The following is a 13,363-nucleotide window of genomic DNA, read 5'->3' on the forward strand; positions in this document are numbered from 1 at the left end:
GCTATGCATTGATTGTCCTCAAGCCGCGCCGCATCGGCGGCATTCCTGGGGAAAAGTCATGTCGCTCGAACTCTACGCCGCCTATGTCCTGGCTTGCATCGTCATCATCCTGGTGCCCGGCCCAACGGTCACGCTGATCATCGCCAACAGCATCCGCCATGGCTCCCGCGCCGGTCTCGCCAATGTCGCCGGCACGCAGGCAGGGCTTGCCGTGATGATCGCCATCGTCGGCATCGGCCTCAACACACTGATCTCGGGCATGGGCCACTGGTTCGAGTGGGTGCGGCTGATCGGCGCCGCCTATCTGATCTGGATGGGTGTGCAGATGTTCCGTTCCAAAGGCACGCTGAACGCCGATGGAACGGCCAGGAAACCGCGCGGCGGCTTCTTCCTGCAGGGCCTGCTGGTGGCGCTCAGCAACCCCAAGACGTTGATCTTCTTCGGCGCCTTCTTTCCGCAGTTCATTTCGCCGCAAGGCAACTACTCGCTGCAGATCGCCATCATGGGCCTGACCGCCATGATCTTCGCCGCCTTCTCGGATTCGACCTATGCGCTGGCCGCCGGCCGCGCCGGGCGCCTGCTGTCGGCCGGCCGCATCAAGCTTTTGTCGAGGATCAGCGGCAGCTTCATGGTCGGCGGCGGCCTGTGGCTGGCGCTTTCAAAGGCAAAGTAACAGCGCGCCGACAAGCCGGGACTCTAACAGCAATTTCCTGAAACAGGGAGGCCGATTGAAAGTCGGCCTTCTGTCCACCACATGAATCGGCGGTTGGGGGATTCACGTCGATGTCGTGGACTTTTGCGGATGTGAAAGGGCACGTGCTGGGCGTGATCCTGATTGTTGCTTTGTTTGCGGCGGTGTTGGTCCTTGATCCGCTCAAGTGGACGAATATGGCAAGCCCAATCCGGTCGGTCGTCACCGTCGACGCAATGGTCAGAAGTGTCCAGTGGGACCGCGTCGGCATCTATCTGGTCTCTGTCGAGAACGGTCCGTCTGTTCTCATCAAGGACAAACGCCTGCATCTGATCGGCTCGCGCATAAGCATTGAACGCGTCACGCGCGACAATGGAACGATCTTTTATCGGTTTCCAGAGTGAACTGGCGGCTGGCGCCTCTTCCCTCGCCCCGGTTACGGGGGATGGGGTGGTCGCGAAGCGATAGGGTGAGGGGCAGCGCCGAGGGCGCAAGCAGAATCTCAACGTTTGTGCCGCCCCTCACCCGCCTGCCGGCACCTTCTCCCCGTAAACGGGGAGAAGGAGGCTCACAGCCGCCCCAGCCTCTCCACCAGTAGCGCGAAAAATCCGTCATGGTCGATGTCGCGCATCACCATGGCGTTCTTTGGCCGCTTGGTGACGCCCCACCAGTCGATCACGGTCATGCCCATGGTCAGTTCCGAGGCGGTTTCCACGCTGACGTTGCAGTTGCGGCCCTTGAACAGGTCAGGCTTTAACAGATAGGCGATGACGCAAGGGTCGTGCAGCGGGCCGCCGTCGGTGCCGTATTTCTCCTCGTCGAAGCGCTCGAAGAATTCCAGCATCTCGGCGGTGGCGGTGCCGACCTTGGTGCCGAGCGCGCGGAAGGTTTGCGTGCGCTTGGCGGTGGTCAGCGCCTTATGGGTGACGTCGAGGGGCATCATCACGATCGGAATACCGGATTTGAACACGACATCGGCGGCCTGCGGATCGACATAGATGTTGAATTCGGCGGTCGGGGTGACATTGCCGCCCTCGAAGAAGCCGCCGCCCATCAGCACGATTTCCTTGATGCGCGGTGCAATGCGCGGCTCGCGGATCAGCGCCAGCGCAATGTTGGTGAGCGGGCCGAGCGCACAAAGCGTGATCGTGCCGCTTTCTTCCCCCATCAGCGTCTCGACGATGAAATCGACCGCGTACCGGTCCTGCAGCTTCATCGTCGGTTCTGGCAATTGCGGTCCGTTGAGACCGGTCTTGCCATGCACTTCCTCGGCGGTGACCAGTTCGCGCATCAGGGGCCGGATGGCGCCGGCATAGACCTTGATGTCCGGACGGCCGGCCAACTCGCAGATCTTGCGGGCATTCTTTTCGGTAAGCTTCAGCGGCACGTTTCCGGCAACGGCTGATATGCCGACGATCTCCAGTTCGGAGCTGCCGAGCGCCAGCAATATGGCGACGGCATCATCCTGACCGGGATCCGTGTCGATGATGATCTTGCGTGATTGGGGCATTTCAATTCCTTGTTTGGCGAGGTCGTGGGCTTGAACCGATCCGATCGAAACATCCAAATGACGCCGAAGCGGTCGCGAGCTGCCATGTCGAACCGCTCGACCGGGAAAGACAATTCCCGACCTGCGCGCTTCTCCTTGCATCTGCTCGCCGTTTCAAGCGCCATGTCGGTCATTCCTGTGAGTCCACGCCTGGTCTTTTTGAGCGGGTCTGTTGACGGCTTGAACTTGGTCGCGGGGCGGACCATATCAAGGCCATCGGGAAAAATGCCATCTGGGTTTTTCCACTTTATGTCGCTCTTGAGAGGACAGTGTAACATGAGCCGAATGACGCCCTTTTCCAGCCCGCTTCTCCTTGGTTTCGACGCCATGGAAAAGACCCTGGAACGCCTGGCGAAATCCGGCGACAGCTACCCTCCCTACAACATCGAACGCCTCAGCGGCGCCGACGGCAAGACCGAAAGGTTGCGCATTACATTGGCGGTCGCCGGTTTCGCCGAAAGCGATCTCGATGTCACCACGGAGGAAAACCAGTTGGTCGTGCGCGGCCGTCAGACCGACGACACCGAGCGCGAATTTCTTCATCGCGGCATCGCCGCGCGCCAGTTCCAGCGCTGTTTCGTGCTGGCCGACGGCATGCGGGTGATCGCGGCGGAGTTGAAGAACGGTCTTTTGTCGATCGACCTCGATCGGCCGGAGTCCGAACGGCTGGTACGGAAAATAAACATATCGGTGAAAGACTGATCTTTACCACTGCATCGGCCGGAAATCGGCTCCGACTTCCGAAAGCACGATGCAGCAAATTGAAATGGCTCTCATGCGGGATGGCCTTGAGCGGCGTCCTCGCGCCAAGGAGGCTTTGAAATGACCAGAACTGAAAACATCACCATGACCAATGGCGAATTCGCTCATCTCGGCGAAGGCTCGGTCGCTTATCTCAGAAAGGTCTCGAGCGACGAATTGCTCGGCCGTTTCCCCAATCTCGGCGAAATCGCCCCCGGCATGGAACTGTGGGCCTTGTTTGCCGCCAATGGCCAGCCGATCCTGCTTTCCGATGCGCGTGACCGCGCTCTGGCCGGCGCCATGGAAAACGACCTGACCACCGTCGCCATTCATTGACAGCGATTCCGGCTGAAACGGAAAGGGCCGCCCATGGCGGCCCTTTAGCGATATCATTCTCGAAATTCAGGCCGCGTGCGAAGCCTGGGTGTCCGACAACAGCGCGTGGATAGCGGCGGCGTCGCGCGTACCCCTGATCTTGGCCACCGTGTCGGCATCGCGCAGGACCCGCGCGATGCGCGACAGTGCCTTGAGGTGGTCGGCGCCCGCCCCTTCCGGCGCCAGCAGCAGAAACACCAGATCGACGGGCTGATCGTCCAGCGATTCGAAATCGACAGGCGTCTCCAGCCGGGCGAAAACACCTGCGATGCGTTTCACGCCGGCCAGCTTGCCGTGCGGAATGGCGATGCCGTTGCCGACGCCGGTCGAACCCAGGCGCTCACGCTGCAGGATGGTGTCGAACACCTCCCGCTCCGGAATGCCGGAAATCGCCGCTGCCCGTTCGGACAGCAGTTGCAGCAGCTGCTTCTTGGAGTTCGCCTTCAACGCCGGCAGTATCGCCGGAACGTTGATAAGATCGCTCAGATCCATGCTAGAAAATCCCTTGTTCGCCTGCCGTCACCAGTCCCCACCCCTCGTGCGGCCGGCTCTTATTGCCGTGCGACCCTTGTCGTCACCGTGCGACCTTTGTCGTCACGCTTGCGCGACCTTGGTCGTCGACGGGTCGATCCAGCCGATATTTCCATCGGGTCGGCGATAGACGATGTTGAGATGGTCGGTTCCCGCATTGCGGAAGACAAAGACCGGGCTGTCCTTGGTGTCGAGTTCGATGACCGCCGACGCCACCGACATGGTCTTCAGCGTCATGGTTGATTCGGCGACGATGGCGGGCGCGAAATTCTCCGGAATGTCCTCGTCGTCATCGGCAAGCGGCGCCATCACCGTGTAGGCGATGTCGGTCGGCTGGCCGTTGGCGGCGCCCGAATTGTGCGATTTCAGCCTGCGCTTGTAGCGCCTCAGGCGGGTTTCCAGACGGTCCGCCGCCGCCTCGAAGGCTAGCGTCGGATCCTGGGCATCGCCGGTGGCCTGCAGCGAAGCGCCGGAATCCAGCCGGATCATGCAGTCCGCCGAATAGCGCGAGCCCGATTTGATGACCGTGACATGTCCGGCAAAGCCGCGATCGAAATATTTGCCGATCGCTTCGCCGACGCGATCATTGATGCGTGTCCGAAACGCATCGCCGATATCCATGTGTTTTCCCGATATGCGCAGATTCATCTGAAAACTGACCTTCCTTGCTCAGGCTTCAAACTGGCCCGAGTTTATACTCGTGATCCGTGCGCACAAGCTTTGCGGCGTCACTTGCGCCGATTTTAAATCCAAACTTTCCGGTTGATCACAAGCCGCCCTTTGACCGTCCCGAGGCCAACGTCGTGACGGACCATCCGCATGCGGGCATCTAGCCCGTCTCATGCGGGCGGGCTTCTAGCCACTTCACCGCGGCTTGTCAATGAAGTGCCGGCCTGTGGAAAATCGACCCGCTCAGCGCCCGGCGCTGGCCATCGCCCGTTTCTCGCGTCGGCGCTGCACCGAAGAGGGGATATTCATGCCTTCCCGGTACTTGGCGACCGTACGTCTTGCAATGTCGACGCCACTTTCGCGCAACATGTCGACGATCGCGTCGTCGGAAAGCACGTCGACGGGTTTTTCCTCGTCGATCAACTGCTTGATGCGGTCACGCACGGCTTCCGAGGAATGCGCATCGCCGCCGCCCGACGCGGCGATCGAGGCGGTGAAGAAGTAGCGAAGCTCGAACACGCCGCGCGGCGTCAGCATGTATTTGTTGGCTGTGACCCGGCTGACCGTCGATTCGTGCATGCCGATGGCGTCGGCCACCGTGCGCAGATTGAGCGGCTTCAGCTGCCGCACGCCATGGACGAGGAAGGCATCCTGCTGGCGAACGATTTCCGAGGCGACCTTGAGGATGGTCTTTGCCCGCTGGTCGAGGCTGCGCGTCAGCCAGTTTGCATTCTGCAGGCATTCGGCCAGAAAATCCTTTTCCGCCTGGTTCTTGGCCTGCGGTGAGACCTGGGCGAAATAGATATGGTCGACCAAGACCCGCGGCAGCGTTTCGGCATTGAGTTCGACCGTCCAGCTGCCGTCATTGGCCGCGCGCACCTCGACATCGGCGACGATCGCGTCGCTGGCGCCGCCCGAAAACGCCATGCCCGGCCGGGGATCGAGCGCCCGGATCTCCGCCAGCATGTCGAGCAGATCCTCCTCGTCGACACCGCATATCCGTTTCAATGCATGAAAATCACGTCGTGCCAGGAGTTCGAGATTGGCGACCAGCGCCTTCATCGCCGGATCGAGCCGGTTGCGCACCGCAAGTTGCAGCGACAGGCATTCGGCCAGGTCGCGGGCAAACAGGCCGGCCGGCTCGAAGGTCTGACACACCGCCAGCACCTTCGCCACGGCAGCGGCATCCGCACCGAGACGAGCGGCGATCTCGGCCAGGTCGGCACGCAGATAGCCGGTCTCGTCAAGGCCGTCGGCGAGTTCGGCGGCGATCAGCCGTGCAGCCGGGTCAGTGAAGGCTAGCGCCACCTGTTCACCGACATGGTCGCGCAGCGTGATCGCAGCAGTCGCCATATCGCCGGCGTCAAACCACTCGGATGAGGAACCCGCGCCATTGCCCGAAGCCGATTTCCATTGTGCCGTCAGGTCGGGACCGAGCCGCTCGCTGGTCCCCGGGTCGTCGGGGAACAGGTTTTCCAGCGACGTGTCGAGCTTGTCCGAGATCGCCTCGGCGCTCCACTGCGTCTCGTTTTCGAACCAGTCGCCTTCGGCGGTGGCTTGCGGCTCCGCCTCGATCTTCTGCGCCTGGTCGCTGGCGGCATCGTCCTGCGGCTCGGCGCGCTCCAGCAGCGGATTGCGCTCGATTTCCTCGTCGATGAAATGCTCAAGCTCGACATGGGTGAACTGCAGCAGCCGAATCGACTGCATCAGCTGCGGCGTCATCACCAGCGACTGCGATTGTCGTAGCTGTAGTTTGGCCGCCAACGCCATGGTTCGGTTTCAAACGCCTCGTCTACGCATCCCGACTTCCGGGCAAGAATTTTGCAGCCGGCCATAAAACTGGCCCGGCTTTTGCTTGTCAAGGCAATTGGTAGCAAAACCCGCTTACCGGAGCGTTATCCCGGAGCAAAATCGAGAAAAAGCGCCGCTCGAACCGGAAAAATCGTGTCAGGAAACAAATTTCACGCTCAGAGCAATTCCAGGAAAAGTGAGAGACCGCTTTCCCGGGAAAAGCGCATAGCGCTTTCCCTTGGGATTGCGTCAAGACGAAAAGACGGAGCGGATTGGCGTTTTCCGTGAAACGACGAACCGTTCAGAGCGTAAAACCCTCGCCGAGGTAAAGTCGCCGCACATCGGGGTTTGCCACCACCTCGTCGGCCCTTCCATGGGTCAGCACCTGGCCGGCATGGATGATGTAGGCGCGGTCGATGAGGCCGAGCGTTTCGCGCACATTGTGATCGGTGATGAGGACGCCGATGCCGCGCGCCGTCAGGTGGCGCACCAGTTGCTGGATATCGGCGACGGCGATCGGATCGATGCCTGCGAAAGGCTCGTCGAGCAGCATGTAAGCCGGACGCGTCGCCAGCGCTCGCGCGATTTCCAGGCGTCGCCGCTCGCCGCCCGAAAGCGACATGGATGGCGCCTTGCGCAGATGGCTGATGTGGAATTCCTCGAGCAGTTCGTCGAGATTGCGCTCGCGCACCTTGCGGTCCTTTTCGACCACTTCCAGCACCGCGCGGATATTCTGCTCGACATTGAGACCGCGGAAGATCGACGCTTCCTGCGGCAGATAGCCGATGCCGAGGCGTGCGCGACGGTACATCGGCATCGACGTGACGTCGAAGCCGTCGATCTCGATCGTGCCTTCATCCACCGGCACGAGGCCGGTAACCATGTAAAAACAGGTCGTCTTGCCGGCGCCGTTGGGGCCGAGCAGCCCAACGGCCTCGCCGGCGCGCACGCCGATGGTGACGCCGCTGACGACCTTGCGGCCCTTGTAGCTCTTGGTCAGCCCCTTGGCGATCAGGGTTCCCTTGAACTTTCCCGCATCGACGGTCACCGTGGCCGGCGCCGAAAGCTTGCCGGCGGCCCGTCCCGGAAGACGCGCCGTCAGCGACGACAGGCTGGCCATCAGGGGTTCGTCGCTCCCGATTTCGGCGGCGGCGTGATCGACATCTGGACGCGTTGCCCAGCGCATGGATCCACCTGAGCCAGCCCGCTTTTCATCTGCACGGTAAGCTTGCAGCCCACCAGAATGTTGTCGTTTTGCGACAGAACGACCTTTTTGCCCGAAAGCACCAGCACCTGGCTCTTCATATCGAAGCTGCCTTGATCGCCTGTCGCGACCTGCGCATCCGACTTGATGTAAACCTTGTCGGAGATCTCCAGGTGATCGATGTTGGCCGAGCCCGTCATCGCCGCACCCGCGGCCTCGGTGCCCTTGGCAGCGGCGTTGGGGTCCTTGACGTAGTAGACCGTCATCTTGCCGGCCTTCATCAATGTCGGCCCCTGGACGACACTGACATTGCCCGTGAAGATGGCGACACTGTCGGCCTGGCGGACTTCCAGCTTGTCGCTCTCGATCTGGATCGGCTTGTCGCCGGACAGTTTGAGGCCTGATTGACTGGTCGTCTGCGCCGATGACGGCCCGAGTCCGAGCAGCAGCAACGCTGAAGTTGCAGCCGCGAGCCGCGTCGAACTACTGAGCCGCATTGGTTTCTCCGCTGTTTCCCTGTGCCGCCTTCAAGGCGGTGGAATCGATGTTGACGCGCACCTTGTTCTCGAAAACCAGAACCTTGCCATTGTCCTGGACCGACATCGTATCCGCCGTGATCCGCGACCCGCCACGGCTGACATCGACGGGATCTCCCGTCTTCATAGTGCCTTTGCCCATGTCGAGGAAGACCGATTTGAACTTGGCCTGCATGCCGTCGGTCGTGGTGATCGTCACGTCGCTGGTCAAATTCATCGTATTGCCGTCGCGATCGTAGGTGCCGTGCGAGGCCTTGACCGCCGCCACATTGTCGGGCGCGATCGGCACCTTGGCGTCGATGCCTTCCAGCTCGATGATACCTTGCGTGCTGACATCCTGAATGGCACGCAGCGCCGTCATCGAATAAGGCTGCTTCTGCTTGGTGAAACCGTTGAGCTTGGGATTGGCCATCACCAGCTTGCCGTTGGAAAAGGCAGTGCCTTCCGCCTGAACCTTCACGGCGACGGGTGCGGCGAGATAGGAATAGACCGGGAAAGCGACCGCTATCAGTGCCGCGGCCACCGGCACGGCAAATTTGAGAACGCGCACGCGGCGCGAATGACGCTGTGCACGGTCGAAAGCGTCGCCGCGCGTCCGGCCGTCCGCCGGGGGAGCCAACACCGCCTCGGCGTTGGTCGGTTCAATCGGTCGCGCTAACATTCACTGCTTTCTTTAACCCTGCCCACCCTTGAGCACCGCCTATAGGTGGGACGCCGGCGCTTTCAAGCAAGCACAAGCCCACGAAAACTGCAAAAATGTGACAGCCGCCTTTGTACAGACGAAAACGAGGTCCGCACAACTGCGTGTTCTCCATAGCAGAAACAGACACGCGGCGTAAAATTTATCCGTCGTCGGTCTCGTCGCCGACCTGGGGCGATTGCACAAACATGTGAGCAGGCCAATACTTGTAGAGCGCCTAGCCGAGGCCGGCCGACTGTCGACGGGGATGGCTACCTCACGTCCAGGTGCTGACTTGTCTCGCCATACGCAAAAGAGAACTGCTTCCAGATGGGCGGATCATGGTCTAAAAGCGTCTCCTCCCGCCGACTGAAAGGCTGACCATGGCACTGAGAGCCGACGACCTGATCGACCGCCGCCGTTTGCGGCGCAAGCTGACATTCTGGCGCGTCGTCGCCATAGGCATCGTAGCCCTTGGGGTGATTGCGCTTTCAACCTGGTTCTATGGCGACGATTTCGGCGGCTCGACGGTCGACCATATTGCCAAGGTCAAGATCGAAGGCACGATCACCGAGGACGAGGAACTGATCAAGCGGCTGGAAACCATCCGTCTTTCATCGAAGGTGAAGGGCGTGATCCTGTCGATCGATTCGCCTGGCGGCACCACCGTCGGTGGTGAGTCGATCTATGAAGAAGTGCGCAAGCTGGCCGCCGACAAGCCGGTGGTGGCGGAAGTCGGCACGCTCGCCGCATCGGCGGGCTATATGATCGCCAGTGCCGCCGATCACATCGTTGCCCGCAAGACCTCGATCGTCGGCTCGATCGGCGTGCTGATCCAGTATCCCGACGTCAGCGGCCTGATGGACAAACTCGGCGTCAAGCTGGAGGAGGTGAAATCCTCGCCGCTGAAAGCCGCACCCTCTCCCTTCAAGCCGACCAATGACGACGAGCGTGCCATGGTTCGCAAACTCATCCTCGACAGTTATAACTGGTTCGTCGACATCGTCGCCGAACGCCGCAAGATGACCCGCGAACAAGCGCTGGCGCTTGCCGACGGCTCGATATTCACCGGGCGTCAGGGCGTAGCCAACGGGCTGATCGACGCCGTCGGCGGCGAGGCGGTAGCGGTCGACTGGCTGGCGACCAAGGGCGTCGATGCCAAGCTCAAGGTCGTCGAGTGGAAGGATACCGAACAGCGCGGCGGCTTCCTGTTCTCGAAAGCGATGGCGCAAACCATCGGCAGTGCGCTCGGCCTGCCCGCCTACAGTGGCGACGTCATCCATGAACTCGGAGCCGACCGCTTGTTTCTTGACGGTCTCGTTTCCGTCTGGCACCCTTGAGACGCCGTTTGGGGCAAGTGAAAAAAGCAAATAAAATCATCCTCATAATTTTGACCGCACTGCTTTCACGGGGACCCGTCTCATGATCAAGTCCGAACTTGTGCAGATTATTGCCACGCGCAATCCGCATCTTTTCCTGCGCGACGTCGAAAACATCGTCGGCGCCATCTTCGATGAAATCACCGACGCCCTTGCCGAAGGCAACCGGGTCGAGTTGCGAGGCTTCGGCGCTTTTTCGGTGAAGAACCGTCCCGCCCGCACCGGCCGCAATCCGCGCACCGGCGAATCCGTCGAGGTCGAGGAGAAGTGGGTGCCGTTCTTCAAGACCGGCAAGGAACTGCGTGAAAGGCTGAACGGCGGCAAGTAGGCGCGACGTCAGCGCCTGACGGCCTTTCGGACAGGCCAGCTTCCGACGGAAAACATCATGTTCAATCGCTTCATCCTCATCGCGATCTTCGTGCCCCTGGCGATCATCCTGATCGCACTCGCCGTTGCCAACCGCGAACTGGTCGCCTTCACGCTCGATCCGTTCAACCCCGGCAATCCGAAGCTGACCCTGACTTTGCCGCTGTTCATTTTCCTGTTCCTGGCACTCGCCATCGGCATGATCGTCGGCAGCCTGGCAACCTGGGTCAAGCAGGGCCGCTATCGCAAGCTGGCGCGCCAGCGCGGCGTCGAGGCCGAGAACCTGCGCCAGGCGGTCAGCCGTGCGCCGGCGGCACCGCAAAGCCCGGCTCTGGGAACGGCCCCAGGCTCCACCCAAGGGTCCGCCCAAGGGTCCGCCCATGGGTCCGCCCATGGGTCCGCATTGCCGAAGCCGACCGCTTGAGCCGCCCGTCGGCGGTTTTGTCCCCACGGAGTTCTTCATGCTGACCATTTCGGCCGCAGAGGTCGACCATGCGCTGAGCTTTGCCGGGCTGGTCGAGACGCTGCGCATGGCGTTTCGCGACGGCGCGGTGCAGCCGGTCAGGCATCATCATACGATCGAGCGGCCAGATGGCGCGGCCTCCACCCTGCTCTTGATGCCCGCCTGGACCGACCTCAACGCGGCCGGCACATCGGCCGGCGGTCACATCGGCGTCAAGATCGTCACCGTGTCCCCCGACAACAATGCCATCGGCAAGCCGGCGGTGATGGGGCTCTATCTCCTGCTCAATGGCGCCACCGGCGAACCTGAGGCCTTGATCGACGGCCAGCGGCTGACACAGTGGCGCACCGCCTGTGCTTCGGCGCTTGCGGCCTCCTATCTCGCCCGCGACGATGCCTCGCGGCTGCTGGTGGTCGGCGCCGGCGCGCTGTCGCCCTTCCTCGCCAAGGCGCACTCGGCCGTACGGCCGATCAAGACCATCCGCATCTGGAACCGCACCCCGGCCAATGCCGAGAAGGTCGCGGCCGATCTGCGCGCCGAGGGTTTTGCAGCCAGCGCGGCGAGCGATCTCGATGCCGAGCTTGGGCAGGCCGACATCGTCTCCTCGGCGACGATCACGACGACGCCGCTGATCAAGGGTGCGCTGTTGCAGCCGGGAACCCATGTCGACCTGGTCGGAGGCTTTACGCCGACGATGCGCGAGAGCGACGACGACGCGATCAGGCTCGCCCGCGTCTATGTCGACACCCGCGCCGGCGCCACCAAGGAAGCCGGCGACATCGTCCAGCCGCTGGCCTCCGGCGTGCTGAAGCCGGAAACCATCGTCGCCGATCTGCACGAATTGGCGCGCGGCCAGAAGAAGGGTCGCGAGAGCGCCGGTGAGATCACGCTGTTCAAGTCGGTCGGCGCGGCGCTCGAGGATCTTGCCGCCGGCATTGCCGTCTACAAGGCGCTCACGGCCTAGTTCGCCGGTACAGCCATTTTGGCGCTCATCGCGTCGGCGATCACACGAAAATCGTGATCCCCGATTTCGAAAAGGCCAAAGCGAAGCTGATAACCCCAGTTCGACTTGGCCATGGTGAAGTCCAGCCTGTCGAGCAGCGGCTTGATCGGCGCTTCCTCGGCCTTGGCCCACGCCACATCGCGGCGGAAGGGTGTGAAGCCGGCGCCCATATCGCCCTGATAGGGCTCGCCTTCCCGCACGATGCCGATCGCGGTGAAGGCCCGCAGGCCATCTTTCTCGCCCAAAACAGTGTTCGGCGAGTAGTAGACGATGCCATCGCCTGGCTTGACGCGACGCAGCGGTGCCGCCTTGCCGTGGTTGACCTGCATGAAGCCGGCTGCGCGACCCCGCCGGACATGTTCGGCCGACGCCACGGCGATCCAGTACGCGCTCATCTCTGGTTACCATTGGCCTGTTCGCCATCGGACAGCCAATAGACGCGCAGGCGATGATTGTCGGGATCGAGCGCGACAAAAGTACGGCCGAAATCCATGTCGGTTGGCGTCTGCAGGATATTCAGCCCGCGCCCGGACCAGTCGGCATGGGCGGCATCGACCGCATCGGGCGTATCCAGCGCAAAGACGATTTCGGCGCCACCGCCTGACATGGCGGCTGCCGGCTCCACCGTATGGCGCGACCACAGGCCGAACTTGAAGCCGGCATCGAGCACGAACAGCACGAAGGTCGGCGAACTTTCGACCGGCTCACGGCCGAGCAGCGCGCTGTAGAAGGCGCCGCTCTCAAGCGGCTGGTCGACATAGAGGATGATGAAATTCGGGGTGGCCATATCTGCTCTCCAAGGTTCGGTGCTTCGACTTGGCGACCATAAGATGAGCTACTGTCAGATCATGGCAGCAGTCATCTCGAACCACGAGGCTTGTCGAGCGTCGTCCGCCACTCCTTGAGCAGCGCCTGGCGACGGCGCGGATAGCGCGTGTTTGTCGCTTGGAGCTCGGCGATGCGATCGGCGCGAAAATGCCGGAAATCGTGCCGCATCTCGCACCACGCCACCACCACCCGCACCTTGTCGAAGAAGCCCAGCGCAAATGGCCACACGACACGCTCGGACGCAGCGCCGCCGGCGTCGCGGTAGAGAAAGCCAAGCTTGCGCTCGTTGCGGATGGCCTGCCGCACCAGACCAAGATCGATGCTTTCGATGACTGCGGCGGGAGGGCCGACCAGCAGTGTGCTCGCGTCGAGATCCTCGCGCAGATCGTCCGGCAGGACGGCGGCGATCTTGGCCAACGCGTTGGCAGCGGCGGCCGAGAGACGCTGGTCCGGCTGCTTGGCGACCCAGCGCGAGCCGAGCACGATGGCTTCGATCTCCTCGTCGCTGAACATCCGCGGCGGCAGCATGAAGCCGGGCTTGAGCACATAACCGACACC

The 13,363-nt window shown here is 62.1% G+C and carries 18 protein-coding genes; 8 read left to right on the plus strand and 10 right to left on the minus strand.

Translation table 11 applies throughout. The features are described 5' to 3' along the window. Nucleotides 1-58: 58 nt before the first annotated feature. Both EN984_RS05470 and EN984_RS05475 read left to right on the plus strand, forming a co-directional pair. Entirely contained in the window at nucleotides 59-673 is a 615-nt protein-coding gene (locus tag EN984_RS05470) for a LysE family translocator (RefSeq protein WP_127267106.1), read from the plus strand. A gap of 110 nt (nucleotides 674-783) precedes the next feature. Beyond that, complete coding sequence (locus EN984_RS05475) at nucleotides 784-1,095, plus strand: hypothetical protein (RefSeq protein ID WP_127267107.1); 312 nt, start codon at nucleotides 784-786, stop codon at nucleotides 1,093-1,095. Between the two features lie 164 nt (nucleotides 1,096-1,259). Here EN984_RS05475 and EN984_RS05480 read toward each other — a convergent pair whose 3' ends face one another. Beyond that, complete coding sequence (locus EN984_RS05480; protein ID WP_127267108.1) at nucleotides 1,260-2,201, minus strand: nucleoside hydrolase; 942 nt, start codon at nucleotides 2,199-2,201, stop codon at nucleotides 1,260-1,262. Between the two features lie 315 nt (nucleotides 2,202-2,516). On the opposite strand from EN984_RS05480, the gene EN984_RS05485 reads away from it, so the two are divergent. Then, complete coding sequence (locus EN984_RS05485) at nucleotides 2,517-2,942, plus strand: Hsp20 family protein (protein ID WP_023760739.1); 426 nt, start codon at nucleotides 2,517-2,519, stop codon at nucleotides 2,940-2,942. Nucleotides 2,943-3,062: 120 nt separating this feature from the next. Beyond that, entirely contained in the window at nucleotides 3,063-3,317 is a 255-nt protein-coding gene (locus tag EN984_RS05490) for a DUF1150 family protein (RefSeq protein ID WP_023760740.1), read from the plus strand. A gap of 66 nt (nucleotides 3,318-3,383) precedes the next feature. Here EN984_RS05490 and ptsN read toward each other — a convergent pair whose 3' ends face one another. The 6 genes from ptsN to lptC form a co-directional block, all read right to left on the minus strand. Beyond that, complete coding sequence (ptsN, locus tag EN984_RS05495; RefSeq protein WP_013529589.1) at nucleotides 3,384-3,848, minus strand: PTS IIA-like nitrogen regulatory protein PtsN; 465 nt, start codon at nucleotides 3,846-3,848, stop codon at nucleotides 3,384-3,386. Nucleotides 3,849-3,950: 102 nt separating this feature from the next. After that, nucleotides 3,951-4,535, minus strand: coding sequence for a ribosome-associated translation inhibitor RaiA (gene raiA, locus EN984_RS05500; protein WP_013529588.1), 585 nt, complete (start codon nucleotides 4,533-4,535; stop codon nucleotides 3,951-3,953). Between the two features lie 264 nt (nucleotides 4,536-4,799). After that, nucleotides 4,800-6,326, minus strand: coding sequence for an RNA polymerase factor sigma-54 (gene rpoN / locus EN984_RS05505; RefSeq protein ID WP_127267109.1), 1,527 nt, complete (start codon nucleotides 6,324-6,326; stop codon nucleotides 4,800-4,802). 322 nt (nucleotides 6,327-6,648) lie between these two features. Continuing rightward, nucleotides 6,649-7,467 (minus strand): LPS export ABC transporter ATP-binding protein, encoded by an 819-nt coding sequence (gene lptB / locus EN984_RS05510; protein ID WP_013529586.1) that lies wholly within the window; start codon nucleotides 7,465-7,467, stop codon nucleotides 6,649-6,651. Continuing rightward, nucleotides 7,467-8,048 carry an LptA/OstA family protein gene (locus tag EN984_RS05515; RefSeq protein ID WP_127269994.1) on the minus strand — a complete coding sequence of 194 codons (582 nt, stop codon included), beginning with the start codon at nucleotides 8,046-8,048 and terminating at the stop codon, nucleotides 7,467-7,469. Before EN984_RS05515 ends, lptB begins: the two co-directional genes overlap by 1 nt. Beyond that, entirely contained in the window at nucleotides 8,035-8,748 is a 714-nt protein-coding gene (lptC, locus tag EN984_RS05520; protein WP_127269996.1) for an LPS export ABC transporter periplasmic protein LptC, read from the minus strand. The genes EN984_RS05515 and lptC overlap by 14 nt, the downstream gene beginning before the upstream one ends. A gap of 401 nt (nucleotides 8,749-9,149) precedes the next feature. Between lptC and sppA the strand changes: the two genes are divergently transcribed. From sppA to EN984_RS05540, 4 genes are all read left to right on the plus strand, one after another. Next, a complete protein-coding gene (gene sppA, locus EN984_RS05525; RefSeq protein ID WP_127269998.1) occupies nucleotides 9,150-10,106 on the plus strand; it encodes a signal peptide peptidase SppA in 957 nt (318 codons plus the stop codon). 82 nt (nucleotides 10,107-10,188) lie between these two features. Next, complete coding sequence (locus EN984_RS05530; RefSeq protein WP_006200394.1) at nucleotides 10,189-10,473, plus strand: integration host factor subunit beta; 285 nt, start codon at nucleotides 10,189-10,191, stop codon at nucleotides 10,471-10,473. A gap of 57 nt (nucleotides 10,474-10,530) precedes the next feature. Beyond that, a complete protein-coding gene (locus EN984_RS05535) occupies nucleotides 10,531-10,935 on the plus strand; it encodes a LapA family protein (protein WP_127272544.1) in 405 nt (134 codons plus the stop codon). A gap of 37 nt (nucleotides 10,936-10,972) precedes the next feature. After that, nucleotides 10,973-11,938: an ornithine cyclodeaminase family protein gene (locus EN984_RS05540; protein ID WP_127272543.1), complete on the plus strand. Its 966-nt coding sequence runs from the start codon at nucleotides 10,973-10,975 to the stop codon at nucleotides 11,936-11,938. Here EN984_RS05540 and EN984_RS05545 read toward each other — a convergent pair. From EN984_RS05545 to EN984_RS05555, 3 genes are all read right to left on the minus strand, one after another. Then, nucleotides 11,935-12,372, minus strand: a complete 438-nt coding sequence (locus EN984_RS05545; protein WP_127271652.1) for an EVE domain-containing protein — start codon at nucleotides 12,370-12,372, stop codon at nucleotides 11,935-11,937. The two genes, EN984_RS05540 and EN984_RS05545, sit on opposite strands and share 4 nt — an antisense overlap. After that, nucleotides 12,369-12,764, minus strand: a complete 396-nt coding sequence (locus tag EN984_RS05550; RefSeq protein ID WP_127271653.1) for a VOC family protein — start codon at nucleotides 12,762-12,764, stop codon at nucleotides 12,369-12,371. The genes EN984_RS05545 and EN984_RS05550 overlap by 4 nt, the downstream gene beginning before the upstream one ends. 71 nt (nucleotides 12,765-12,835) lie before the next feature. Beyond that, nucleotides 12,836-13,363, minus strand: a 528-nt coding sequence (locus tag EN984_RS05555; protein ID WP_127383657.1) for a WYL domain-containing protein, incomplete at its 5' end; no start/stop codon positions are given.

The sequence above is a fragment of the Mesorhizobium sp. M7A.F.Ca.CA.004.12.1.1 genome (assembly GCF_003997835.1).
Taxonomy (GTDB): domain Bacteria; phylum Pseudomonadota; class Alphaproteobacteria; order Rhizobiales; family Rhizobiaceae; genus Mesorhizobium.

Coding starts and splice junctions, on each gene's coding strand:
- EN984_RS05540 (WP_127272543.1), top strand. CDS start 10,973: ATGCTGACCATTTCGGCCGCAGAGGTCGACCATGCGCTGAGCTTTGCC.
- EN984_RS05545 (WP_127271652.1), bottom strand. CDS start 12,372: ATGAGCGCGTACTGGATCGCCGTGGCGTCGGCCGAACATGTCCGGCGG.
- EN984_RS05485 (WP_023760739.1), top strand. CDS start 2,517: ATGAGCCGAATGACGCCCTTTTCCAGCCCGCTTCTCCTTGGTTTCGAC.
- EN984_RS05550 (WP_127271653.1), bottom strand. CDS start 12,764: ATGGCCACCCCGAATTTCATCATCCTCTATGTCGACCAGCCGCTTGAG.
- EN984_RS05515 (WP_127269994.1), bottom strand. CDS start 8,048: ATGCGGCTCAGTAGTTCGACGCGGCTCGCGGCTGCAACTTCAGCGTTG.
- EN984_RS05530 (WP_006200394.1), top strand. CDS start 10,189: ATGATCAAGTCCGAACTTGTGCAGATTATTGCCACGCGCAATCCGCAT.
- EN984_RS05470 (WP_127267106.1), top strand. CDS start 59: ATGTCGCTCGAACTCTACGCCGCCTATGTCCTGGCTTGCATCGTCATC.
- EN984_RS05480 (WP_127267108.1), bottom strand. CDS start 2,201: ATGCCCCAATCACGCAAGATCATCATCGACACGGATCCCGGTCAGGAT.
- EN984_RS05490 (WP_023760740.1), top strand. CDS start 3,063: ATGACCAGAACTGAAAACATCACCATGACCAATGGCGAATTCGCTCAT.
- rpoN (WP_127267109.1), bottom strand. CDS start 6,326: ATGGCGTTGGCGGCCAAACTACAGCTACGACAATCGCAGTCGCTGGTG.
- sppA (WP_127269998.1), top strand. CDS start 9,150: ATGGCACTGAGAGCCGACGACCTGATCGACCGCCGCCGTTTGCGGCGC.
- EN984_RS05535 (WP_127272544.1), top strand. CDS start 10,531: ATGTTCAATCGCTTCATCCTCATCGCGATCTTCGTGCCCCTGGCGATC.
- lptB (WP_013529586.1), bottom strand. CDS start 7,467: ATGGCCAGCCTGTCGTCGCTGACGGCGCGTCTTCCGGGACGGGCCGCC.
- raiA (WP_013529588.1), bottom strand. CDS start 4,535: ATGAATCTGCGCATATCGGGAAAACACATGGATATCGGCGATGCGTTT.
- ptsN (WP_013529589.1), bottom strand. CDS start 3,848: ATGGATCTGAGCGATCTTATCAACGTTCCGGCGATACTGCCGGCGTTG.
- EN984_RS05475 (WP_127267107.1), top strand. CDS start 784: ATGTCGTGGACTTTTGCGGATGTGAAAGGGCACGTGCTGGGCGTGATC.
- lptC (WP_127269996.1), bottom strand. CDS start 8,748: ATGTTAGCGCGACCGATTGAACCGACCAACGCCGAGGCGGTGTTGGCT.